Source organism: Streptomyces sp. NPDC043952, from assembly GCF_056435325.1.
In genome coordinates, this window is the sequence record NZ_JBWKES010000012.1 from 91,188 (window position 1) to 113,745 (window position 22,558).

A 22,558-nucleotide genomic window follows, 5' to 3' on the forward strand; every position below is an offset into this window, starting at 1 on the left:
CCGGGAGGCCGCCGCCCTTCCATGGGCACGACACGGACCCCGGCCGGAAGTCGCCCTCGCCGGAGTCAGGTTAGGCTCACCTCTGTGAGTAGGTGCGCGTCCGTCTCCCTCAGCCTCGACGAGCCCGTTTCGGCGACGGCGGCCACGGCGAGGACGTGGCTGCTGCTGGAACAGCCCGGCCCGTGGGGTGCCAAGGCGCTCACTTCGAGCCATCTGGACCCGGCGGTCGGCCGCGCGCTGGAGCGGACCGCCGAGGGCACCGGCGTACGCGTGGCCCTCATCCGGCGCCCCGGCCGCCACGCGGACCCCGGCACCCCCGAGATCCGCCAGGTCTACGCCGCCCACACCGTGCCGGGGCGTACCTGGCTGCGCTCGGCCGTCACGCGCGACCCCCGGCACCTCCTCGACCTGGACCTCGCGGCCCTCGGCGCGGGCGATCACCGCTCCTTCGACGCGGTGCTCGGCGGGCGTCCGCACACCGGCGACCCGCTCGCGCTCGTGTGCACCAACGGCAAGCGCGACCGCTGCTGCGCCCTGCTGGGCCGCCCGCTCGCCACCGAGCTCGCCGCGTCGGGCGAAAAGGGCGTCTGGGAGGTCACTCATCTGGGTGGACATCGCTTCGCGCCGACGGTGCTCGTACTGCCGTACGGCTACGTCTACGGCCGCGCCGAGGCACCCACCCTCAAGAAGGCCCTGGAAGACGTCCGGGAGGGCCGGGTGGCCGGCGCGGGGTGTCGCGGCTGCTCCGCCTTCGAACGCCCAGGTCAGGCGGCCGAACTGGCGGTGCGTGAGGTGGTCGGCGAATACCGGGCGGGGGTGCTGGCCGTCGTACGGACCGACGGCGCGGCGCCGCGCTGGGCGGTCACCGTCGCCCATGCCGACGGCCGCCGCTGGCGGGTCACCGTGGCGCGCGGCGTGTCGCTGCCGCCGCGCCCGGAAAGCTGCGGCGCGTCGGTGCTCGGCACCCCGGCGCGGATGACCGTCGTCGCGGTGCGCGAGCTGCGACCGACGGCGCTGGCGAGCTGAACCGCGCGGCGGGCGCACCCCGTACTGTCGTCCCCCATGAGCCCCACTTTCTCCGCACGCCGTCTGCGCCTCGGGATGCCACGGCGGGTGTTCTCGCAGGTGCTGCTCATGCAGGTGACGATCGCCGCGGGCGTCGCGGTGCTCGTGACCGGCCTGTTCCTGGCGCCGCTGAGCAAACAGCTGGACCACGAGGCGATGCGCCGCGCGCTGGCCATCGCCGAGACCACGGCCCAGGACCCGCAGATCGCCCAGGGACTGCTGACCACGCCGCCGACCGAGGACGGCCCGGTGCAGCGGGAGGCCGAGCGGATCCGGCGGGCCACGCACGCCGAGTACATCGTGGTCCTGGACCGGCACTGGGTGCGCTGGTCGCACCCGACCACCTCGCAGATCGGTCATAAGGTCTCAACAAGCCCCTCCGAGGCCCTGAAGGGCAAGGAGGTCATGGAGATCGACCGGGGCACCCTGGGACGCTCCGCGCGCGGCAAGGTGCCGCTGTACGACGCCCGCCACCGCCTGATCGGGGCGGTTTCCGTCGGCATCGCCTACGACAGCGTGCGCGCCCGGCTGATCGGCGTCATTCCGGGGCTGCTGGCCTACGCGGGAGGCGCCCTCGCGGTGGGCGCGCTGGCGGCCTGGCTGATCGCCCGCCGGGTGCACCGGCAGACCCGTGACCTGGCCTTCTCCGATATCTCGGCGCTGCTCGCGGAGCGCGAGGCGATGCTGCACGGCATCCGTGAGGGCGTGGTCGCGCTGGACCGGGGCGGCCGGATCCGGCTGCTCAACGACGAGGCGCGGCGGCTGCTGGGCATCGGCGACGAGGCCGTGGGCCGCACCCCCGACGAGGCGCTCGGCGAGGGCCGTACCACCGATGTGCTCGCCGGGCGGGTGACCGGCACCGATCTGCTGACGGTGCGCGGGCCGCGGGTGCTGGTCGCCAACCGCATGCCCACCGACGACGGCGGTGCGGTCGCCACCCTGCGCGACCGCACCGAACTGGAGCAACTGGGGCGCGAACTCGACTCCACGCGCGGGCTGATCGACGCCCTGCGCGCCCAGGACCACGAGCACGCCAACCGGATGCACACCCTGCTCGGGCTGCTGGAACTGGAGATGTACGACGACGCGGTGGAGTTCGTCGGGGAGGTGGTCGGGGATCACCGGGTCACCGCCGAACAGGTCACCGAGAAGGTGCAGGACCCGCTGCTGGCCGCCCTGCTGGTCGGCAAGGCGACCGTGGCGGCCGAGCGCGGGGTCGCACTGTGGGTGTCGGAACGCAGCAGGCTTCCGGACCGGCTGGTCGACTCGCGGGGCCTGGTCACGGTCGTCGGCAATCTGGTGGACAACGCGCTGGACGCGGTCGCGGGCACCCCGCACGCGCGCGTGGAGGTCGAGTTGCGCGTCGAGGGCCGTACGGTCGTGCTCAGGGTGCGGGACACCGGGCCGGGAGTGCCGGTGGACCAGCGGGAGTTGGTCTTCACCGAGGGGTGGTCCACCAAGCAGGTGCCGGCGCACGGCAAGCGGGGCCTCGGGCTGTCGCTGGTGCGCCGGCTCGCCGAGCGCCAGGGCGGCAGCGCGACCGTGGACACCGCGGGCGGGGGCGGTGCGGAGTTCACGGTAGTGCTGCCGGAGGCGCTGCGGGAGCCGGAGCTGGAGCCCGGACCCGGACGGGAGCCCGAGCCCACGGCACGCACCAGTTGACGACGTTGACTGTCCGCCGTACTACTTGACCGCCTTGGCGAACTCGGTCGTGTACGTCTTGCTCAGGTCGACGTTCGCGTTCTTGATGTTGGGGTTGAACGCCTTGAGCACCTTCTCCACGGTCTCCGGGCCGTTCTCCGGCATCACGCCGTCGTCGGTGAACATGGGCAGGGTGGCCTTGATGGACTGGGTGTAGAGCGCCTTGTCGCCCTGGGAGTAGTCGGCGGGCATCTTGGCGGCTATCTCGTCGGCGCTGTGGGTGGACATCCACTTGAGCGTCTTGACGAATGCGTTGACCAACTTCTGGACGGTGTCCTTGTGTCCGTTCACCCAGTCCGTCTGCATGTACAGACTTGACGACGGGTACGGCCCGCCCAGCGCCTGCTGCGAACCCTCGGGGGTGCGCATGTCGAGCAGGATCTTGCCGGCCTTCTTGTCGAGGATCGTCGCCACGGTCGGGTCGGTGGTCATGCCGCCGTCGATCGAGCCCTTCTGGAGTGCCGCGATGAAGGTCGGTCCCGCGCCCACCGCGACCGGTGTGAACTCGCTGACGTCCACGCCGTTCTTGACCGCCAGGTACTTGGTGAGGAAGTCGGTGGAGGAGCCGAGCCCGGTCACGCCCAGTTTGCGGCCCTTGAAGTCCTTGGGCGAGGTGATGTCGCCCGCGGCCTTGCCGGAGACGACCTCCACCTCGCCCGGCGCGCGCGAGAACTGCACGACCGACTCGACCGACTTGCCCTTCACCTGGAGGTCGAGGGTGTGGTCGTAGAAGCCGACCGCGCCCTGCACCTGGCCGGCGACGAGCGCGGTCTCGGCCTGGACACCGGCGGGCTCGGACATGAGCTGGACGTTCAGGCCCTCGTCCTGGAAGTACCCGAGGCGCTGGGTGAGCATCGCGGGCATGTAGATGACCTTGTCGAGGCCACCGACCATGATCTTGACGCTCTCGCCCTTGCCGCCGCCCCCGCCGGAGCCGGCCGCGGAACCGGCCGCGTCGTTGGCGCAGGCGGTGAGCGAGGACAGGGCGAGCAGGCCGGCGGCGGCCAGGGAGGCGTGTCTGGCGGTCTTGCGCATGGCGGTTCACGTCCTTGTGAGAGGGCGGTGCGGGTGAGGTGTGGGGGGCTTGGCCCTGCGACGGCCGGTGGTGGCGCGAGCGGGGCCGTCCGGCTGCCGGAACCGGCGGGTCAGTTGTCCGAACCGGCGGGCTTCCAGCGGAAGATGCGCCGCTCGGCGAAGGTCAGCAGGCCCTCGGCGGCGAGGGCGACGACGGCGAGGATGACCATCGCGGCGTACACACCGGCCGCGTTGAAGGTGTTCTGCGACTGCGCGACGAGCAGGCCGATGCCCTTGGTCGCGCCGATGTACTCGCCGACGATCGCGCCGATCAGCGCGAAGCCGAAGCTGACATGGAGGCTGGTGAAGATCCAGGAGGTGGCCGACGGGATGACGACCTGGAGGGTGACCCTGCGGTCGCTCGCACCCAGGATGCGGGCGTTGGCCACCAGATTGCGGTCCACCTCGCGGGCGCCCTGGAAGGCGTTGAAGAACACCGGGAAGAAGACCAGCACCACGGCGGAGGCGACCTTGGAGGACGGGCCGAGTCCGAACCAGATCAGGAAGATGGGCGCGAGGACGATCCGGGGTATCGAGTTGAGCACCTTGATGTATGGACCAAGCACCTCGGCGAGCAGGCCGATCCGCCCCAGCGCGATGCCGAGCAGGACACCGGCGACCACGCCCACGAGCCAGCCGAGCAGTGCCTCGTAGAGCGTGTACCAGACCTGCTCGCCCAGGGAGCCGAGCGCGGTGCCGTGCATGACCCAGGTGGATATCTGGTCCCAGACCTTGGAGGGCATCGAGAAGTTGAACGGATCGATGACCTTCGCCCGCGACAGCGCCTCCCACAGACCCAGCACGGCGACCAGGAGCACCACCCGCGCGGAGTTGACCAGGAGCTTGCGGCGGCGGGCGGCTTGGGCGCGGCTCTGCGCGCGGTCGGTGGTCTTGGCGGTGGCGGCGACCGGGGTGTCGAGAACCTCAGGCGACATGGGCGGCACCCCTCTCGCGGGTGATGCGGACCTCTTCGCCGAGCGACTCCCAGATCTCCCGGTAGATCTCGATGAAGCGCGGTTCGAGGCGTACCGACTCGACCTTGCGCGGGCGCGGCAGATCGATCTCGAAGACCTGCTTGACGGTCGCGGGCCCCGCCGTCATCACGACGACCTTGTCGGCCAGCGCGATGGACTCCTCCAGGTCGTGGGTGACGAAGACGACCGAGGCGCCGGTGCCCTCCCACAGCTCCAGCAGTTCGTCCGACATCAACGCACGCGTCTGCACGTCGAGCGCCGAGAAGGGCTCGTCCATCAGCAGGATCTCGGGGTCGTTGACGAAGGTGGCGGCGAGGGCGACGCGCTTGCGCTGGCCACCGGAGAGCTGGTGCGGGTAGCGGTCCTCGAAGGCGGCGAGCCCGACTCGGGCCAGCCACTCGCGGGCCTTCTGCCGGGCCTCCGCCTTGGGGACGCCCCGGAAGCGGGGGCCCGCCATGACGTTCGACAGGACGGTGCGCCAGGGGAAGGTGGCGTCCTGCTGGAAGACGAAGCCGACCTTGTCGCCGACGCCGCGGACCGGCTCCCCGGCGACCGTCACCTCGCCCTCGGTGGGCTCCTCCAGCCCGCTGACCAGGGTCAGCGTGGTGGACTTGCCGCAGCCGGTCGGCCCCACGACGGCCACGAACTCACCGCGCCCCACGGTGAGATCCAGGCCGCGCACGGCCGTGTGCAGTCCCCCGGAGGGGGTTCTGAAGGTCTTGCTCGCGCCCCGCAACTCGATGGCGGGGCCGGTGTGTGCGCTCATGGCCGGGACGGTAGGTCGGCCCGGCCACGAGCAGCAGTCTTGTGTGCACAAGGCGTTCTTTTGCTCGCAAGAAGCTGTTGTGCTCGTTTTGCTCGCGCTACAACTGCGGAGCCGCACAGGCGGGCCGGACGCCCGCCGGCCTTGAAGGAGAGGCCTGATGATTGACGTCCTGGTGGTCGACGACGACTTCCGCGTCGCTGAGATAAACGCCAAATACGTGGGAAAGGTTCCGGGCTTCCGGGTGGCCGCCCGCGCGCACAACGCCGCCCAGGCGCTGGCCGCCGTGGAGCGCGGCGCCATCGATCTGGTGCTGCTCGACCACTATCTGCCCGACCGTACCGGCCTGGAACTCGTCCACCGTATGCGGGAGCAGGGCCATGGCGCGGACGTCATCATGATCACGGCGGCCGGCGATGTCGCCACCGTCCAGCAGGCGATGCGCCTGGGCGCCCTGCACTACCTGGTGAAGCCGTTCACCTTCGCCGCGCTGCGCACCCGTCTGGACTCCTATGCCGCGCTGCGCCGCACGGTCGACCGGGTGGGCGGCCGGGGCGTGGCGGGCCAGGAACAGGTGGACCGGATCTTCGGGGCGCTGCGCACGGCCCCGGCTCCTTCCGCGCCCGGCCTGCCGAGCGGTCACACCGCGCCCACGACGGACCTGATATGCGACGTCCTGTACGACGCCGACCATCCGCTCTCCGCCCACGAGGTCGCCGCCCGCACCGGCCTGAGCCGCTCCACGGCCCAGCGCTACCTCCGCCACCTGGAACAGGCCGGCCGCCTGCGCCTCTCCCTGAAGTACGGCGACACCGGCCGCCCGGAGCACCGGTACGCGTGGGTGGCGCCGTGACGATGCCGGCCTGGCCCGCTAGACGGCGCCGGCCCCGGTGAGGGAGCGCACCTCCGTCTCGGCGAACTTGGCCTCGTCCGGGATCTCGTCCGAGGTGACCGTGCCCAGCCAGCCGGCGAGGAAGCCCAGCGGGATGGAGACGATGCCCGGATTCTGCAACGGGAAGTACTGGAAGTCGACGCCGGGGAACAGCGAGCCGGGGCAGCCGGACACCACAGGGGACAGCAGCACGAGCCCGAGCGCCGGGGCCAGTCCGCCGTACACGGCCCACACCGCGCCACGGGTGGTGAAGCCGGACCAGAACAGCGAGTACATCAGCACCGGCAGATTCGCCGAGGCGGCGACCGCGAAGGCGAGTCCGACCAGGTAGGCGACATTGAGGTCGCGGGCCAGCAGCCCGAGCGCGATCGCCACGACACCGATCCCGACGGCGGCGAACCGCGCCACGGTCACCTCACGGTGCGCCCCGCCCTTCCGCCCGTGGTGCGCCCGGCGGAGGGAGGCGTACAGATCGTGGGCCACGGAGGCGGAGGAGGCGAGCGTGAGGCCGGCGACCACCGCGAGGATCGTGGCGAAGGCGACGGCGGCGACCACCGCGAAGAGAACCGTTCCGCCAGTGGAGCCCGCGCCGCCGCCCAGGTCGAGGGCGAGCAGCGGCATCGCCGTGTTCCCCGCCGCGTTCGAGGCCCGCAGGGCACCCGGCCCCACGACCGCCGCCGCCCCGAACCCGAGGACGATCGTCAGCAGGTAGAACCCGCCGATCAGGCCGATCGACCACACCGCGGAACGGCGGGCGGCGCGCGCGGTCGGCACCGTGTAGAAGCGGGACAGGACGTGCGGCAGCCCCGCGGTGCCCAGCACCAGCGCGAGCCCCAGGCTGATGAAGTCGAGGCGGGCGGTCCAGCTCCCGCCGTACTTCAGGCCGGGCGCCAGGAAGGCGTCCCCGTGACCGCTGCGCTGCGCGGCCGTGACCAGCAACCGGTCGATGTCGCCATGGAACCGCAGCAGAAGGAGCACGGTCAGGGCGAGCGTCCCGCCGAGCACCAGCACCGCCTTCACGATCTGGATCCAGGTGGTGGCCCGCATCCCGCCCAGCGACACATAGATCACCATGAGCGCGCCGACCCCGATGACCGTCCACGCCCGAGCCGGTCCGCTCGTGCGCCCCAGCAGCAGCGCCACCAGGCTGCCCGCGCCGACCATCTGCGCCACCAGGTAGAGCACGGACACCACGACCGACGACATCCCCGCCGCGATCCGCACCGGGCGCTCGCTCATCCGCGCGGCCACCACGTCGGCCAGGGTGAACCGGCCGCAGTTGCGCACCAGTTCGGCGACCAGGAACAGCACCACCAGCCACGCCACGAGAAAGCCCACCACATACAGCAGCCCGTCGTAGCCGTACAGCGCGATGAGCCCCGTGACGCCCAGGAAGGAGGCCGCCGAGATGTAGTCGCCCGTGATGGCAAAACCATTCTCCATCGGGGAGAACAGCCGCCCGCCCGTGTAGAACTCCTCCGCCGAACCGTGCCTCCGCCGGCTCACCCACGTGGTGATCCCGAGGGTGACCGCGACGAACCCGCTGAACAGCAGCAGCGCCAGCGTCTGATGGCTGCCGGTCACCGCGCACCTCCCCGTGTCTCGCGGGTCAACTCCTGGGTGTCCCAGCGCAGTTCCAGCGCGGCCCTGTCCCGCCGCAGCCGCGCGTGCCGGGCGTAGGCCCAGGTGAGCAGGAACGTGGTGAGGAACTGCCCCAGCCCCGCGAGCATCGCCACGTTCACCGCGCCCACCACAGGGCGTGCCATCAGCCCCGGTGCGGTGGTCGCCGCGACGACATACGCCACGTACCAGCTCAGGAAGACCGCGACCCCGGGCACCACGAACCGCCGGTAGCTGCCGCGCACTTCACGGAAGGCCGCGCTGCGCTGCACCTCGACGTACACATCGCGGACGGGCTCCGCCGCCGGGTCCCGTTCCCCGCGGGCGGAGGGCACGGCCGGCGCGGGCGGCCCCGCGCCGTACGGCTCGTCCCAGCCCAGGGCTGCCGGGTCGCGCCAGGGGTCCTGGTGCCGCCTGTCGCGGGTGGGTGCGCCGTGGTCCCTCCGGTGCTCGGCCGAACGCTCGGGACCGCCCCCTGCTCCGCGGGCACGATCATCGCTTGACTGCATGCCCAAGGATGGACAGACCGGGAAGTTCCCCGACTCTTCTTCTCCGGGACCTTCACCCCATCAGGTGACCTCACCCCGCGGGCGGCCGCACCAGCCCCTTGGCGTAGGCGTAACGCACCGCCTGCGCCCGGTCCTTGAGTCCTGTCTTCGCGAACAGATTGTTGATATGCGTCTTCACCGTCGCGGTCGAGACATGCAGTCTGCGGGCGATGTCCTGGTTGCTGAGCCCCTCGGCGATCAGCACCAGGACCTCGGTCTCCCGCACGGTCAGCCCGTCCGGCGGAACCGGAGCCGCAGACACGACCGCAGCCGGCGGGGCCTCAGCCTGCGACAGCCGCTCCAGCAGACGGCGCTGCACGCTCGGCGACAGCCCCGCCTCTCCCGACAGCACGCTCTCCACCGCCCGGACGATCTCCTCGCCGCCCGCATCTTTGGTCAGATACCCCCGTGCACCGGCCCGCAGCGCGGGGAACAGCGACTCGTCGTCGGCGTACGTGGTGAGCACCACCACCTGGGTTCCGGGGTACTGCTCCCGGATCCGCCGGGTGGCCTCCACGCCGTCGCAGCGGGGCATCCTGAGGTCCATCAGGACGACGTCCGGGGCGAGTTCCCCGACCAGCCGCACCGCCTCCTCGCCGTCCCCTGCGGCACCGATGACCTCGACCCCCGGCAGCAGTCCGAGCAGCATCACGATGCCTTCCCGGACGACGGTCTGGTCGTCGGCGACCACCACCCGCGCCGGCTTCTTCTCCTCCTCGGGCTCGGTCATACGGGCACCTTCAGCGTCACCACGAACCCCTCCTCGTCCGGCCCCGCATCCAGCGAGCCGCCGAGCAGTTCGGCGCGCTCGCGCATACCGAGCAGACCGTACCCGCCGCCGGAGGAGGTGAGGTCGCCGGGCCGTCCGCCCGAGTCACGCACGTTCAGCGTCACTTGGTGCTCGCTGTAGTCGAGACGCAGGTCCACCTTGGCGCCCTGGGCGTGTTTGCGGACGTTCGTCAGCGCCTCCTGGGCGACCCGGCGCACGGCCTGGGACGCCTCGGCCGGCAGGGGCCTGGGCTCACCCGTGACGGTGACCGCCGCGCCCTCGGCCCCGCTGACGAGTTCGCCGAGGAAGTCCTCCAGGGGGGTCAGTTCGCCCCGCAGCGCGGACAGCGCCTGTCTGGTCTCGGCAAGACCTCCGCGGGCCATGCCGCGGGCGGCCACCACCCGCTCCAGGATCCGTTCGCGGTCGGCGCCCTGCTCGATCAGCAGCCGGGCCGCCTCAAGGTGGACCAGCTGCGCGGAGAGGCTGTGGGCCAGCACGTCGTGGATCTCACGGGCGATCCTGGCCCGCTCGGCGAATGCCGCGGACTCGGCCTCGGCGACTCTCGCGGCCCGCTCCTGGTCGAGCAGCCGCTGCGCGTTGCCGCGGGCTTCCGCGTCCAGCCGCAGGACGTATCCGGCGAGGGCCATGCCCGTCACCGAGGCGGCGGTGGTCAGCCAGACATCGTTGTTGAACGCGGAGTACGCGGCGAGGCCCGCCGAGGTCACCGGGGTCGCGGCAGCGAGTGGGAGGCGCTCCAGGGCGGTGATCCCGCAGCCGCACCACAGGACGAGGGCCAGTGCCCTGAATCCGGTGGCCTCGGCGGCGACCGCGATGCCCATGAGCGTGGCCAGCAGGAGGAGGGAGGGAAGCAGCCGGTGCTGATAGGTGGTGCGGAAGAAGGCCCAGGCGAGGAATCCGGCGGCGACGACGCCGGCGAGGGCGGCGACCGCGGTCCAGGCGCCGACATGCTTCTGGTTGTACGCGCCCCACAGCAGCAGGGCGATCACCAGAACCCGGACCGCCCAGGCGAGCAGGCGGCGGGGGCGGGTGCTTCCGGCGCGGCCGAGCGCTTCTTTCGAGGGCCACCGCGTCCAGGCGTTCTCGCTCACACGCGCTCCTTTCCCGCGGGCCTGCCGTCACCGTACGCCGCGGCGGGGCGGCTCGTGGTGCCGAGGGGCTGGGTGGTCAGGGGCGTACGGCTGACGAGGGTGCTCGCTCGCCAGGTCAGGATCCCGGCGCGGACCAGCAGGGAGGCGGCGAAGCCGAGGAGCAGGGCGGAGCTGTGCTGGTGCAGGCCGAGGGCGGCGCCGATGGCGTAGACGCCGATGCGCAGGGCGATGCCGGCGATCCAGACGGCGGCGCTCGCCTTGGTGCCCTTGCTCCACACGGCGCCGTCCGGCTCCGTCCAGACGCGGGTGGTCCAGGCCCAGCCCGCGCCCATGGCGAGGCCGATGAGGAGTTCCACGGCGAGCAGTGCGGCGGACTCGACGCGGTGCTGGGCGTCGAGGATGCCGGGCTCGCGCAGCGCTATGACGCCGAGGATCAGCGGCAGCAGCCACCAGCGGCGGTCCGTGTCGATCGGGCGTGCGCGGAACTGCCGCACCAGCACGAGCGCGACGACGGCCACGACCACCAGCGCGTTGGTGAGCCCCACCATCAGATCCTCCGTGAGTGAGAAGTCGGGTGCCGGGAGCGGCGCTGCCCGACGCTTCGAAGTTACGGAAATTCGCAGGTCGGGAGATCGGAGCGGGGGTGGATCACAGGTGGAGATCTTCGATGGAGCGCCTCCACCCAGGGGTGGAGATGAGGCCGGCGGGGTTCGGTTGGGGTGCCTGTGGATGTAGGTAAGGGTGCGGGCTTGGGGTTGATCGGCTGCGGGGCGCGAGGGCTCGGCGGATCGGGGCGGGGTGAGGAGGGCGAGCCTTCGAGCGGGCGGCAGTCGGAAGGAGTGGCGGTCGGAGGGAGCCGCGGTCGGGTAAGGCTTGGGCGGTCGGTCCAGCTGCCCAGCTGGCTCGCCGCTCGCCGCTGGCTGCTGGCTGCTGGCTGCTGGCTGCTGGCTGCTGGCTGCTGGCTGGGGCAGGTTGAGGGACGGGCGGCTTGAGGTGACGGGTGGGTCGGACTGGGGTGGGGTGGGTGAGAGGGCCGACGGGGACAGCGTGGGCCCGCCGGGCCGGGTGCGAGGTGGGTTACGGGGCGACGGAACTTGCACGTGGGCGGGCCTGAGGCGAGTCGTCAGAGCGGGCGCCTGTGTTGTCGTCCGGGACCGCCAGGCAGCCGGGCTCCGTGCCCGCCCGGCCGCTCCCCCGGTCCCAGACCGAGCCGGGAGCGGCGCCGGGGCAGAGAGCGAAAAGTGACTTGCACATGATCAGGCCGGAGGAAACCGGCGGACGGGCTGCGTGGGGGCACGGCGCGGGCCTCGTCCAGGGCCGCCGTACCCGCACGGTGAACAACGAGGGTCGCAGGCCGGGGCCAGCCTATGCAGGCCCGCGCAGCGAGGTGGACCGGCTCGGGAACTGACGCCTGGGCAGGTCTCTGCGACGGGCCGCGCGGAGTCGTCCGGGGGCTCACCGCAGCGGGGTCGCGTCAGGTCTCACCGGCCCACGCTCGCCCGAGCACAGACCCGTGCGAGCCACACCCCATCAGCGCGCCCGACTCGATGCACGCCGCCTCGTCAGCGCGCCCTCACCCGATCGGGGACGGGGCATGCCGCTCCGGTCCACGGGGTGTTCCTCGCGGGGATCGTGGCGTTGAGGGGCGCCCTGACCGCCACGGGGCAGTGGCGTCGAGGTACGCCCAGGACCGCCACGGCGCCCTCTGGGCCCCTGCCACGACTGGCTCGCCACACACCCGTACGGCGACCCTCCGCCAAACCCACCCAGCCAGAGCACTCCCGCCCCAGCGAGATCACTCACCGCGACCAGACCTCCGCAGCGGCCCGCAGCCAGGTCGCCCACCGCAGCCAGACCCCCGCGGCGGCCCGTCCCAGCCAGGTCACGCACTGCGACCCGCCCCCGGCCCCAGCCCGCCGCAGGCGTCACGCGTCACGCGTCGATACGCGACCGGTCCAGCGTCGCCGCCGAGCTGGAGATGAACTCCTTGCGGGGAGCCACGTCGTTGCCCATCAGGAGGTCGAAGACCTGTTCGGCGGCTTCGAGGTCGGTGAGGTTGATGCGGCGCAGGGTGCGATGGCGGGGGTCCATGGTGGTCTCGGCCAGCTGGTCGGCGTCCATCTCGCCGAGGCCCTTGTAGCGCTGGATGGAGTCCTTGTAGCGGATGCCCTTGGTCTGGAACTCCATGAGCTTGTCCCGCAGCTCGCGGTCCGAGTACGTGTAGACGTACTTGTCCTGGCCCTTCTTCGGCTGGACGATCTCGATGCGGTGCAGCGGCGGCACCGCGGCGAAGACACGGCCGGCCTCGACCATGGGCCGCATGTAGCGCTGGAACAGCGTGAGCAGCAGGCACCGGATGTGGGAGCCGTCCACATCGGCGTCGGTCATCATGATGATCTTGCCGTAGCGGGCCTGGTCGATGTCGAAGGTGCGGCCCGAGCCGGCTCCTATGACCTGGATGATCGCACCGCACTCGGCGTTCTTGAGCATGTCGGTCACGGACGAGCGCTGCACGTTGAGGATCTTGCCGCGGATCGGCAGCAGCGCCTGGAACTCGGAATTGCGCGCGAGCTTGGCGGTGCCGAGCGCGGAGTCGCCCTCGACGATGAACAGCTCGCTGCGGTCGACGTCGTCGCTGCGGCAGTCGGCGAGCTTGGCCGGCAGGGACGAGGACTCCAGGGCGGTCTTCCGCCGCTGGGCGTCCTTGTGCTGGCGGGCCGCGACACGCGTCCTGGCGGCGGCGACCACCTTCTCCATGACGACGCGGGCCTGGGCGGCGGCGTCCCGCTTGGTGGCGGTCAGGAACGCCTTCAGCTCCCTGGTGACCACCTGGTTCACGATGCGGCGGGCCGCCGAGGTGCCGAGCACCTCCTTCGTCTGGCCCTCGAACTGCGGCTCGGCCAGGCGCACCGTGACGACGGCGGTGAGGCCCTCCAGGGCGTCGTCCTTGACGATGTTGTCCTCGGCCACGCGCAGCATCTTCTTGGCGCGCAGCACGTCGTTCATCGTCTGGGTGAGGGCCTGCTCGAAGCCGGAGACGTGGGTGCCGCCCTTGGGGGTGGCGATAATGTTGACGAAGGACCTGAGGGTCGTGTCGTAGCCCGTGCCCCAGCGCAGCGCGATGTCGACGCCCAGTTCGCGGGCGACCTCGGTCGGGGTCATCTGGCCGTGCTCGTCCAGGACGGGGACGGTCTCCTTGAAGGTGCCCTTGCCGGAGAAGCGGAGCACGTCGCACACCGGCTTGTCGCTCGCCAGGTACTCGCAGAACTCGCTGATGCCGCCGTCGAAGCGGAAGGACTCCTCGCCCTTGCTGCCGCCCTCCCCCAGGCCGTACTCGTCGCGGACGACGATGGTCAGACCGGGCACCAGGAAGGCGGTCTGCCGGGCGCGCTGGTGCAGCGTGTCCAGGGAGAGCTTGGCGTCCTTGAGGAAGATCTGCCGGTCCGCCCAGTAGCGCACGCGTGTGCCGGTGCGGGTCTTGGGGATCTTCTTGGCCTTGCGCAGGCCGCTCTTGGCCTCGAACTTCGCGTCCGCGCCGGCGCCCGAGAAGGCGCCCGGCACGCCGCGCCTGAAGCTGATGGCGTGGGTGTTGCCGTTGCGGTCCACCTCGACGTCGAGGCGGGCGGAGAGGGCGTTGACCACGGAGGCGCCGACGCCGTGCAGACCGCCGGAGGCGGCGTACGAACCGCCGCCGAACTTGCCGCCCGCGTGGAGCTTGGTCATGACGACCTCGACACCGGACAGGCCGGTCTTGGGCTCCACGTCCACCGGGATGCCGCGGCCGTTGTCGCGGACTTCCACGGACGCGTCGTCGTGGAGGATCACCTCGATGTGGTCGCAGTAGCCGCCGAGGGCTTCGTCCACCGAGTTGTCGATGATCTCCCACAGGCAGTGCATCAGACCGCGGCTGTCGGTCGAGCCGATGTACATGCCGGGGCGCTTGCGCACGGCCTCGAGGCCCTCGAGGACGAGCAGGTGCCGCGCGGTGTAGTTGGAACCGTCGCGGTCTGCTCCTGCCAGCAGCGCTGTGGACGGCACGGACGTATCGGCGGTCACGCGGTTCGCTCCTCGCTGAATTTCAGGTTGCCCCCTTCTGGGTAAGGGGGAGGCTTCGGTTGCCCGTCAGAGGGTACCGAGGCCTGGTAGAGCCGGTGTAACGCCACCCTCGTCGGTTCCACAGACTAGTCCAGACTCGCATGCACGTTCGATCCCTCGATGGGGTGAAGCGCATATCACGTTCCCTTGGAGGCATGAACCATTTAGGCTCCGGGCACGTCCTCATGAACAACCGGCAACCCGGCCGGGAGGATCGAGATACTAGACAGCGCGAACCCGTAAGCACCCCAACACGCACTACGGCACATTCGCCGCCAACCGGCAGCAGACAGCCGCCCCGGAAAGATTTTTTCGAGGAAAAGCCACGAGCGGGAACGTTTTCGGGCTGGTTGGATGTTGACCCTGGTACGACAGCTCGTCGAGCTAGAGAAGAGGCGACGTGACTACTGTTCTGACCCCCGCGAGCCCGCTGACGGCCGCTGATCGCTGCGACCGCTGCGGCGCCCAGGCATACCTGCGCGTCGTCTTGCTCAGCGGCGGAGAGCTGCTCTTCTGCGCCCACCACGGACGCAAGTTCGAGCCGGAACTCAAGAAGATCGCCGCTGAGATACAGGACGAGACGGAACGGCTGACGACCGCCCCGAGCAGCGCCGCTCCCGAAGAGGAACGCTGAATCTCGCACTTACGACGAGCCAGCACCGGCGCAGGCCGATGAACGGGCGGCCGCTCCGCGAGGAGCGGCCGCCCGTGTTCCATACCCTCATTGCACCCGTGCGGGCCCCTCAGGAGCCCCCATAGGCCCTCTCGCGGGCCTTCGCGGACCCTTTCCCGTCCCCGCCGTCGCCGCCCGCCCCCAGGGCGCGTACGACCTCGGAGACGCGCGTGTAGACGCCGGGGCTCCCGGCCCGTCCACAGCCGCTGCCCCAGGACACGAGCCCGATCAGCCGCCCGCCGGCCACCAGCGGGCCACCGCTGTCCCCCTGGCAGGCGTCCGGACCACCGGCGGCCTCCCCCGCGCAGAGCATGCTCTCGGCCCGGTAGACGCCCTCCGGGCCGCCCGGATAAGCACGGGCGCAGCGGTCGTCGGCGAGCACATGCACATCGGCGGCGTGCAGCCGGTGCGCGTAGGCGCCGCCGCCCGTCAGGTCGCCCCAGCCGGAGACCAGGGCCCTGATGCCCGGCGTGTAGGCCGGGTCGCCGGGGCCCGCCATGCCGATGACCGCGCTCTGCGGCAGCGGCTCGGCGAGCGTGACGACGGCGAAGTCCCCGGAGTTCGTCGCGCTGTCGAAGCCGGGGTTGACCCGGACCTCCCGTACGGCGATCTCCTGACCCTCGTCGGACAGCAGGTCGGTGCGGCCCGCGATGACCTTGAGGTCGCGCACGCGGCCGGGGGGCGCCCCGAGCACGTCGGCGTTCATGCAGTGGGCGGCCGTGAGCACCGTGGTGCGGGCGATCGCCACGCCGCCGCAGAACTGGCCCGCACGGGTGCCGCCGAACCGGTCACGACTGGACAGCGCCACCGTCCACGGGGCCTGCGAGACATCGATGGGGAATCCCCCCACGACCACGCTCCGGACCGCCGAGGGCGACGCCGGGAACGCGCTCACCAGGGGTATGGCGGTCACGGTGGCCGCGAGGATGAGCGACCGGATCAGTGCGCGGCCAAGGGAACGACGCATGCCGACTCCTCACTCAGGGTGTGAACTGGAAAACCCAGAGTGATCCACATGGTCTGCGCGCGCAGCACGAAGGACCGGCTCCCGCGAGGGGAACCGGGCCTTCGGTGTCGTACGACCGGCCGCAGTCGACCGGAGCGGCGGACTAGTCGAGGTAGTCGCGCAGCACCTGGGAGCGCGACGGGTGGCGCAGCTTCGACATGGTCTTGGACTCGATCTGGCGGATGCGCTCACGCGTCACGCCGTAGACCTTGCCGATCTCGTCCAGGGTCTTCGGCTGGCCGTCGGTGAGGCCGAAGCGCATGGAGACGACGCCGGCCTCGCGCTCGGAGAGGGTGTCCAGGACCGAGTGCAGCTGCTCCTGGAGGAGGGTGAAGCTGACGGCGTCCGCGGGGACGACGGCCTCGGAGTCCTCGATGAGGTCACCGAACTCGCTGTCGCCGTCCTCACCCAGAGGGGTGTGCAGGGAGATGGGCTCGCGGCCGTACTTCTGGACCTCGATGACCTTCTCCGGGGTCATGTCGAGTTCCTTGGCCAGCTCCTCCGGGGTGGGCTCGCGGCCCAGGTCCTGGAGCATCTGGCGCTGCACGCGGGCGAGCTTGTTGATGACCTCGACCATGTGCACCGGGATACGGATGGTGCGGGCCTGGTCGGCCATGGCGCGGGTGATCGCCTGACGGATCCACCAGGTGGCGTACGTGGAGAACTTGTAGCCCTTGGTGTAGTCGAACTTCTCGACGGCGCGGATCAGACCGAGGTTGCCCTCCTGGATGAGGTCCAGGAAGAGCATGCCGCGGCCGGTGTAGCGCTTGGCCAGGGAGACCACCAGACGGAGGTTGGCCTCCAGCAGGTGGTTCTTGGCGCGGCGGCCGTCCTCGGCGATGATCTCCAGCTCGCGCTTGAGCTTCGGGGCGAGCTTGTCGGCGTTCGCGAGCTTGTCCTCGGCGAACAGGCCGGCCTCGATGCGCTTGGCGAGCTCGACCTCCTGCTCGGCGTTGAGGAGGGGGACCTTGCCGATCTGCTTCAGGTAGTCCTTGACCGGGTCGGCGGTGGCGCCGGCCGCGGCTACCTGCTGGGCGGGCGCGTCGTCCTCGTCCTCGTCGGACAGGACGAAGCCCGCGTTCTCGGCGCCCTCGGGCTCGTCGCCGACCTTGGTGTCCTCAAGGACCTCGTCCTCGAGAATCTCGGCGTCGTCCTTCTTGCCCGTGGTCTTCTTGGCCGCCGTCTTCTTGGCGGTGGTCTTCTTGGCAACCGTCTTCTTGGCGGTCGTCTTCTTGGCCGCGGCCTTCTTGGCGGGCGACGCCTCTTCGGCGGGATCGGCCGGGGTGGCGGACGCCGCGGGGGCGGCCGTGGTGGCGGTGGCCTTCCTGGTGGTCACCGTCTTCGCCGCGACCGTCTTGGTGGCGGTGCGCTTGGCCGGGCTTTTCGCTGCGACGCTCTTTCGGGTGCGCTTGGGCTCTGCTGCACTGACCATCAGCGTCACACCCTCTTCCTCAAGAATCTGGTTGAGGCTGCGCAGTACGTTCTTCCACTGAGTGGCCGGAATCTGGTCAGCTTCGAAGGCCCGACGCACATCGTCGCCGGCGATCTGCCCCTCAGCCTTTCCCCGCTCAATGAGCGCCATGACAGAGACGGACTCGGCGATCTCCGGCGGGAGCGTACGGGATGTGCTGGCCGACACGAACAACCTCTCGGAACGTTGGAAAACGGCTTCCGGCACCGTCCACTGCGGACGGGAACCGACCACCGGCCTGGGGATGGGCCGACGGCGCGGGCGCGGGCCGGGAAGATGCACAGCGCCATGTCTGGCGTCCGTATTCCCTTCGCGGCTGTCACCTCTTAGGTCATCGCGCTGTTCCCATGAGTGTTACGCCCATTCTGCGTGGCCCGAGTCACACCCCGTAAGCGAACAAAGACGGTCAGATGCGGCCAAAAGATGCCGCCCGGCGCACCACCGGACCTCGCCGGACTCTGAGGGTCCGGCGGGGTCCGGCGGTGGCGGGTACGACGGCAGGCACCTGGGCCCGAAGCGCCACGGGAACCACGAGGGCGCCGCACACCGGCGGACCGCGCCGCCCTGGGGCGGGTCAGTGCTCGCGCGGGGCGGGAACCACCCGTTCCACCTCGGGGTGGGCGGTGAGCAGCTGGCGCATGGCTGCCTCCGCGGCGCCGCCGTCGCCGGTGCCGATGGCGTCGACGATGCGCGCGTGCTGGGCGAGGGACGCGTCGTTCGGCCGGTCACAGGCCGTGACCGGGCCGCCGGAGACCTGGAGGGCGGCGCCGACGATGCCGGAGAGGTGCTCCAGCATGCGGTTGCCCGCGATCTGGATGAGCAGCGCGTGGAACTCGGTGTCGGCGCGCGAGTACGTGAGCGCGTCGCCCTGTGCCATGGCGTGGCTCATGATCTCGACCATGTCGGACAGGCGCTGCTGCACCTCCTCGCGGCCGTGTCCGGCGGCGAGACGGGCGGCGAGCGGCTCGATGGACCAGCGCAGCTCGCTGAGCTCGCGACGCTGGTCGTCGCGCTGGGGTCCGAAGGCCCGCCACTCGATGATGTCCGGGTCGAGGAGGTTCCAGTCACTGACCGGGCGCACGCGCGTGCCGACGTTCGGCCGGGCGCTGACCAGGCCCTTGGCCTCCAGGACGCGGAGGGATTCACGGACGACGGTGCGGGAGACCTCGAAGCGCTGGCCGATCTCCTCGGGCACCAGCGGGCGGTCCGCGCCCAGGTCGCCGGAGACGATCATCTGACCCAGCTGCTGGACGAGTTGGCCGTGCAGCCCGCGGCCGCGGCTGCCCGCCGGCCGCCGGCTGACCCGGCCCAGCTCGGATTCGCCTCCGTCCCAGGCGGGCGCTCCGACGCGGTCGCCCACCGGGGCTTCGCCGTAGGAGTAGCGGTCGAGTTCGCCCGGACCGACCAGACCTGAGTCGGTGGAACGGGCGGCGGTCATCATGGTGTGCGCAAGGGTACTCACGGATCCTTTGTCGGCGTCGTCTCCAACTCCCTTGAGGTCTTTGGTGAAAAGCACACGAAAGGGTGATCGCTCACCCCGTCGCAATTGACGCCTTATCGGAAAGAAACGAGCCGCCCGCGGGGAGTTGTGGGCACAAGCGGCATCAGAACCGTAAGAGGCGTGGTCTCAGGCCCTGGCGCGCAAGGTCGTGAACAGATAAGCGCACAGCAGTGCCGCCAGGGACAACGCCATTGCGCCGCCGACGGGTTGGAGGAGCAGCCGCGCCACCGCGAGCAGGTACCGGTCCCCTTCGAAGGGCCACGGCAGCAGGAACACCTCCCGCGTCCGCGCCGGGAGATCGGCCACCGTGTGCTCGGCCGGCCCCCGGAACGCCGTGCGCAGGAGGGGTACGACGGCCACGGGTACGGCGAGGACGGCGGCGAGCCCGCCCGAGGTGGACCGGAAGACGCCGGACGCGAGCACGCCGGCCCAGGCGCACCCGGTGCCGAGTGCGAGCCAACTCGCGGCCAGCGGGAGCCAGTCGTCGGGAACCTGGGTCAGCTCCCTGCCGTAGACGAGGTAGAGCGCTTCGGCGTCGCAGCCCGCGACGAGGAAGGCGAGCAGTATGGCGGTCGCGCCGGAGACGAGGAGTTTCGCAGCAAGTAGCCCGAGCCGGCGGGGCACGGTGCCGCGGTCGGCCGCAAGGGCGGGGTGGCGGAACTCGTCCCCGAAGGACAGCGCCCCGAGCAGCCCGGCGGCGAGCGCGGCGGGGGGCAGCGGCAGTTCCCGCGGCCAGGCCGCGAACAGCCGCGCCTGCGGGGTGTGGCCGATTCCGGCCAGCGTCACGGCGGTGAGCACGGACAACACGAGCGCCGCGCCGCAGATCAGCCATCCGGTGCCGACGCCCATGGCCCGCCGCAGCTCATAGCGCAGGGGGCGCAGAGGGGTGGGGGCTGGGCGGACGGAGATGGGGAGCGGGAGGGGGGAGCGCGGGTCGAAGGCCCGGACGCTGTCGTCACCGCCGGTCCGGGGCTCGGGGTCCGCCCGCCACGGCCGACGGGCGGCCGGAGTTCTGGCGCCGGGCAGAAGGGTGCGGAGGGCGGAGATACGGGTGGGGGCGATGCGGGTGAGGGTGATGAAGGTGGAAGTGGTGCGAGTGAGGGCGGTGTGGGTGAGGGCGGTGCGTGTGTCGGTGGTTTCCGGCCGTGCGGGACGGCGGGGGGTGGTCTCGGTGTCGACGGCCACGTGTGCTCCGGCCCGCGTCGGGGCCGCGGTGGCTTCGACCGCCGAGGCCGAGGTGCTCGAAAGGGCGCGCGGTGCGGAGGAGTTGGGCCGGGGTGGGTTCTGCGGGAAGGAGGCCGAGGCGGTGGATTCCGTGTGGGCCGTGGCGGGCGGGTCCGGGACGGAGAAGCCGAACACGGTCTTCCCGCGCTCCGGTGGAGTACGGCCGGTCGCCGGGCCGCCCGCGGTCGGCGCGCGGTCGGACAGTGCGCCGGCCGTACCGGAGCCGGGCCCCATGTCGCCCAATTCGTCGGCGAGTTGGTGGACGAGGATGCCGTGCCGGAAGGCCGTCTCGCCGATGACCGCGGTCGTGGTGCCGTACACGGAGAGGCGGTTGCCGTCCTCGCGGACCACCTCGACGGAACGGCGGCCGGTGCGGGCCTCCTTGGCGATCGCGGCCGCGAGGCGCCCCGCGTAGGGGCTGCGCACGGCCACGCGCGGGCGCAGCCGGGTGCGGGCGAACTCCCCGGCCTCCTGGTCGGCGACGAGTCTGCCGGTGTCGAGCGTGATCACCCGGTCGGCGATGTGCGCGGCTTCCCTGGGGTCGCCGGTGGTCGTCAGCACGGTGCCGCCCTGGTCGGCGTGGGCGCGCAGCATGCCGTGCAGCCACTGGGCCTCGGCGGGCGAGAGGCCGGCCGCGGGATCGTCCAGGACGAGCGTGTGCGGGTCGGTCAGCAGGGCACATGCCAGGCCGAGCCTGCGGTCCATGCCGCGCGAGAGCGTGCCGAGGCGTTCCTCGCGGAAGCTGACGAGGCCGACCGCTTCGAGGACCTCGTCGGCGCGGCGCCCCGGCACGCCCGACGCCGCGCACAGCATGCGCAGATGACCGCGGACCGAGCGGGCCGGATGCCCCGGTACGTCGCCGAGCAGCACGCCGACCTCACGCGCCGGATGGGGGATCCGGTACAGGGGCCGGCCCCTGAAGTAGGTGATGCCGCGACCCGGTCGCAGGGCGAGCATCAGCCTCAGCGCCGTGGTCTTGCCCGCGCCCGCGGCCCCCAGGAGCACGGTGATCTGTCCGGCGCGCGCTTCGAAGGAGACGTTGTCGACGGCGGGCGGCCGCGCCTTGCGGGGGGGGCTGGTCAGTCCGAAGGCTTGGATCACTCGCAGCAAGATAGCGTGCGATGTCCTGTTTTTTGGTGTATGGGACGATTTAAAGAAGAACGCCATGCCCGCGCGCCGGTCCCTGTCCACCATTCGGCGCAACATGGGCCCGGTTTCCGGCCTCGGCCGGGCGCGCGCCGGTCAGACTTCGGGGCGCAGCATCGGCGGGTTGAGCAGCGTGGCGCCACCGGCCCGGAACAGCTGGGCCGGGCGGCCGCCCTGGCGTGTGGTCGTACCTCCCGTCGGAACGAGGAACCCCGGAGTCCCGGTGACCTTGCGGTGGAAGTTGCGCGGGTCGAGGGCCACCCCCCACACCGCCTCGTACACCCGGCGCAGCTCGCCGACGGTGAACTCGGGCGGGCAGAACGCGGTGGCCAGCGACGAGTACTCGATCTTGGAGCGGGCCCGCTCCACGCCGTCGGCGAGGATCTGGGCGTGGTCGAAGGCCAGCGGGGCGACGGGCTCGCCGTCGCGGCCGTAACCGCCCTGCTGGAGCAGTTCCTCGACCGGGGCCCAGCGTGCGTTGCTGGCGTCGCCGCCCGCGCGGGGTGCGGGCAGGTCGGGGGCGAGCGCGAGGTGTGCGACGCTGACCACCCGCATGCGCGGGTCCCGTCCGGGGTCGCCGTAGGTGGCGAGTTGTTCCAGGTGTGCTCCGTTGTCCTGCGCGGGGGCCGAGGGGTCGTGCGCGTGCAGCCCGGTCTCCTCGGCCAGTTCGCGCGCCGCCGCCTGGTTCAGGTCCTCGTCGGCCCGCACGAAGCCACCGGGCAGTGCCCACCGCCCCTGGAAGGGCGGCTCGCCCCGGCGTACCGCCAACGCGCACAGCGAATGACGGCGAACGGTCAGCACGACCAGGTCCACGGTGACGGCGAAGGGCGGAAAGGCTGACGGGTCGTAGGGCATGCCGCGATCATAGTCGTCTGCCTGACGATAAACACGTCCTTCCCTGGTGGGCACCGCTGACGCTTCCGCTTC

The 22,558-nt window shown here is 71.4% G+C and carries 18 protein-coding genes; 4 read left to right on the forward strand and 14 right to left on the reverse strand.

Translation table 11 applies throughout. The annotated features are described in order from the left end of the window. The first annotated feature begins 84 nt into the window (after window positions 1-84). Together AC069R_RS16545 and AC069R_RS16550 are read left to right on the forward strand one after the other, a co-directional pair. Complete coding sequence (locus AC069R_RS16545; protein WP_478767497.1) at window positions 85-1,026, forward strand: sucrase ferredoxin; 942 nt, start codon at window positions 85-87, stop codon at window positions 1,024-1,026. A 36-nt stretch (window positions 1,027-1,062) separates the two neighbouring features. Continuing rightward, the gene (locus tag AC069R_RS16550; protein WP_478767498.1) at window positions 1,063-2,727 is read left to right on the forward strand and encodes an ATP-binding protein; all 1,665 of its coding nucleotides are present in this window, start codon (window positions 1,063-1,065) and stop codon (window positions 2,725-2,727) included. A 21-nt stretch (window positions 2,728-2,748) separates the two neighbouring features. Here the strand turns inward: AC069R_RS16550 and AC069R_RS16555 are convergent, their stop codons facing one another. The 3 genes from AC069R_RS16555 to AC069R_RS16565 all read right to left on the reverse strand — a co-directional run bounded on the left by AC069R_RS16555 (window position 2,749) and on the right by AC069R_RS16565 (window position 5,580). Next, window positions 2,749-3,801, reverse strand: coding sequence for an ABC transporter substrate-binding protein (locus AC069R_RS16555; RefSeq protein WP_478767499.1), 1,053 nt, complete (start codon window positions 3,799-3,801; stop codon window positions 2,749-2,751). 110 nt (window positions 3,802-3,911) lie between these two features. After that, window positions 3,912-4,775 carry an ABC transporter permease gene (locus AC069R_RS16560; protein ID WP_478767500.1) on the reverse strand — a complete coding sequence of 288 codons (864 nt, stop codon included), beginning with the start codon at window positions 4,773-4,775 and terminating at the stop codon, window positions 3,912-3,914. Next, entirely contained in the window at window positions 4,765-5,580 is an 816-nt protein-coding gene (locus AC069R_RS16565) for an ABC transporter ATP-binding protein (RefSeq protein ID WP_471064669.1), read from the reverse strand. The genes AC069R_RS16560 and AC069R_RS16565 overlap by 11 nt, the downstream gene beginning before the upstream one ends. Before the next feature lie 157 nt (window positions 5,581-5,737). On the opposite strand from AC069R_RS16565, the gene AC069R_RS16570 reads away from it, so the two are divergent. Then, window positions 5,738-6,430 carry a response regulator gene (locus AC069R_RS16570; protein WP_478767501.1) on the forward strand — a complete coding sequence of 231 codons (693 nt, stop codon included), beginning with the start codon at window positions 5,738-5,740 and terminating at the stop codon, window positions 6,428-6,430. Between the two features lie 18 nt (window positions 6,431-6,448). Here AC069R_RS16570 and AC069R_RS16575 read toward each other — a convergent pair whose 3' ends face one another. The 6 genes from AC069R_RS16575 to AC069R_RS16600 all read right to left on the reverse strand — a co-directional run bounded on the left by AC069R_RS16575 (window position 6,449) and on the right by AC069R_RS16600 (window position 14,571). Beyond that, window positions 6,449-8,053 carry a solute symporter family protein gene (locus tag AC069R_RS16575; RefSeq protein ID WP_478767502.1) on the reverse strand — a complete coding sequence of 535 codons (1,605 nt, stop codon included), beginning with the start codon at window positions 8,051-8,053 and terminating at the stop codon, window positions 6,449-6,451. Continuing rightward, entirely contained in the window at window positions 8,050-8,598 is a 549-nt protein-coding gene (locus tag AC069R_RS16580) for a DUF485 domain-containing protein (protein WP_478767503.1), read from the reverse strand. Before AC069R_RS16580 ends, AC069R_RS16575 begins: the two co-directional genes overlap by 4 nt. Window positions 8,599-8,668: 70 nt before the next feature. Further along, entirely contained in the window at window positions 8,669-9,367 is a 699-nt protein-coding gene (locus AC069R_RS16585; protein ID WP_478767504.1) for a response regulator transcription factor, read from the reverse strand. Further along, window positions 9,364-10,515 carry a sensor histidine kinase gene (locus tag AC069R_RS16590; protein WP_478767505.1) on the reverse strand — a complete coding sequence of 384 codons (1,152 nt, stop codon included), beginning with the start codon at window positions 10,513-10,515 and terminating at the stop codon, window positions 9,364-9,366. The genes AC069R_RS16585 and AC069R_RS16590 overlap by 4 nt, the downstream gene beginning before the upstream one ends. Beyond that, window positions 10,512-11,063 carry a DUF1453 domain-containing protein gene (locus tag AC069R_RS16595; protein WP_478767506.1) on the reverse strand — a complete coding sequence of 184 codons (552 nt, stop codon included), beginning with the start codon at window positions 11,061-11,063 and terminating at the stop codon, window positions 10,512-10,514. The genes AC069R_RS16590 and AC069R_RS16595 overlap by 4 nt, the downstream gene beginning before the upstream one ends. Window positions 11,064-12,447: 1,384 nt before the next feature. Then, window positions 12,448-14,571, reverse strand: a complete 2,124-nt coding sequence (locus AC069R_RS16600; RefSeq protein WP_478767507.1) for a DNA gyrase/topoisomerase IV subunit B — start codon at window positions 14,569-14,571, stop codon at window positions 12,448-12,450. A 439-nt stretch (window positions 14,572-15,010) separates the two neighbouring features. Between AC069R_RS16600 and AC069R_RS16605 the strand changes: the two genes are divergently transcribed. After that, the gene (locus AC069R_RS16605) at window positions 15,011-15,244 is read left to right on the forward strand and encodes a DUF7455 domain-containing protein (protein WP_478767508.1); all 234 of its coding nucleotides are present in this window, start codon (window positions 15,011-15,013) and stop codon (window positions 15,242-15,244) included. A 109-nt stretch (window positions 15,245-15,353) separates the two neighbouring features. Here AC069R_RS16605 and AC069R_RS16610 read toward each other — a convergent pair whose 3' ends face one another. The 5 genes from AC069R_RS16610 to AC069R_RS16630 all read right to left on the reverse strand — a co-directional run bounded on the left by AC069R_RS16610 (window position 15,354) and on the right by AC069R_RS16630 (window position 22,486). Next, window positions 15,354-16,250: a serine protease gene (locus tag AC069R_RS16610; protein ID WP_478767509.1), complete on the reverse strand. Its 897-nt coding sequence runs from the start codon at window positions 16,248-16,250 to the stop codon at window positions 15,354-15,356. 142 nt (window positions 16,251-16,392) lie between these two features. After that, window positions 16,393-17,928, reverse strand: a complete 1,536-nt coding sequence (locus AC069R_RS16615; RefSeq protein ID WP_397983633.1) for an RNA polymerase sigma factor — start codon at window positions 17,926-17,928, stop codon at window positions 16,393-16,395. 406 nt (window positions 17,929-18,334) lie between these two features. Then, window positions 18,335-19,222 carry a FadR/GntR family transcriptional regulator gene (locus tag AC069R_RS16620; RefSeq protein ID WP_397983634.1) on the reverse strand — a complete coding sequence of 296 codons (888 nt, stop codon included), beginning with the start codon at window positions 19,220-19,222 and terminating at the stop codon, window positions 18,335-18,337. A gap of 165 nt (window positions 19,223-19,387) precedes the next feature. Continuing rightward, a complete protein-coding gene (locus AC069R_RS16625; RefSeq protein ID WP_478767510.1) occupies window positions 19,388-21,586 on the reverse strand; it encodes an ABC transporter ATP-binding protein in 2,199 nt (732 codons plus the stop codon). A 141-nt stretch (window positions 21,587-21,727) separates the two neighbouring features. Further along, window positions 21,728-22,486 carry an NUDIX hydrolase gene (locus AC069R_RS16630; RefSeq protein ID WP_397983636.1) on the reverse strand — a complete coding sequence of 253 codons (759 nt, stop codon included), beginning with the start codon at window positions 22,484-22,486 and terminating at the stop codon, window positions 21,728-21,730. Window positions 22,487-22,558: the final 72 nt, after the last annotated feature.

What these genes read in the sequence shown, in the direction of transcription:
- AC069R_RS16560 (WP_478767500.1), bottom strand. Translation starts at nt 4,775, where the DNA reads ATGTCGCCTGAGGTTCTCGACACCCCGGTCGCCGCCACCGCCAAGACC.
- AC069R_RS16570 (WP_478767501.1), top strand. Translation starts at nt 5,738, where the DNA reads ATGATTGACGTCCTGGTGGTCGACGACGACTTCCGCGTCGCTGAGATA.
- AC069R_RS16585 (WP_478767504.1), bottom strand. Translation starts at nt 9,367, where the DNA reads ATGACCGAGCCCGAGGAGGAGAAGAAGCCGGCGCGGGTGGTGGTCGCC.
- AC069R_RS16610 (WP_478767509.1), bottom strand. Translation starts at nt 16,250, where the DNA reads ATGCGTCGTTCCCTTGGCCGCGCACTGATCCGGTCGCTCATCCTCGCG.
- AC069R_RS16550 (WP_478767498.1), top strand. Translation starts at nt 1,063, where the DNA reads ATGAGCCCCACTTTCTCCGCACGCCGTCTGCGCCTCGGGATGCCACGG.
- AC069R_RS16630 (WP_397983636.1), bottom strand. Translation starts at nt 22,486, where the DNA reads ATGCCCTACGACCCGTCAGCCTTTCCGCCCTTCGCCGTCACCGTGGAC.
- AC069R_RS16555 (WP_478767499.1), bottom strand. Translation starts at nt 3,801, where the DNA reads ATGCGCAAGACCGCCAGACACGCCTCCCTGGCCGCCGCCGGCCTGCTC.
- AC069R_RS16565 (WP_471064669.1), bottom strand. Translation starts at nt 5,580, where the DNA reads ATGAGCGCACACACCGGCCCCGCCATCGAGTTGCGGGGCGCGAGCAAG.
- AC069R_RS16580 (WP_478767503.1), bottom strand. Translation starts at nt 8,598, where the DNA reads ATGCAGTCAAGCGATGATCGTGCCCGCGGAGCAGGGGGCGGTCCCGAG.
- AC069R_RS16595 (WP_478767506.1), bottom strand. Translation starts at nt 11,063, where the DNA reads ATGGTGGGGCTCACCAACGCGCTGGTGGTCGTGGCCGTCGTCGCGCTC.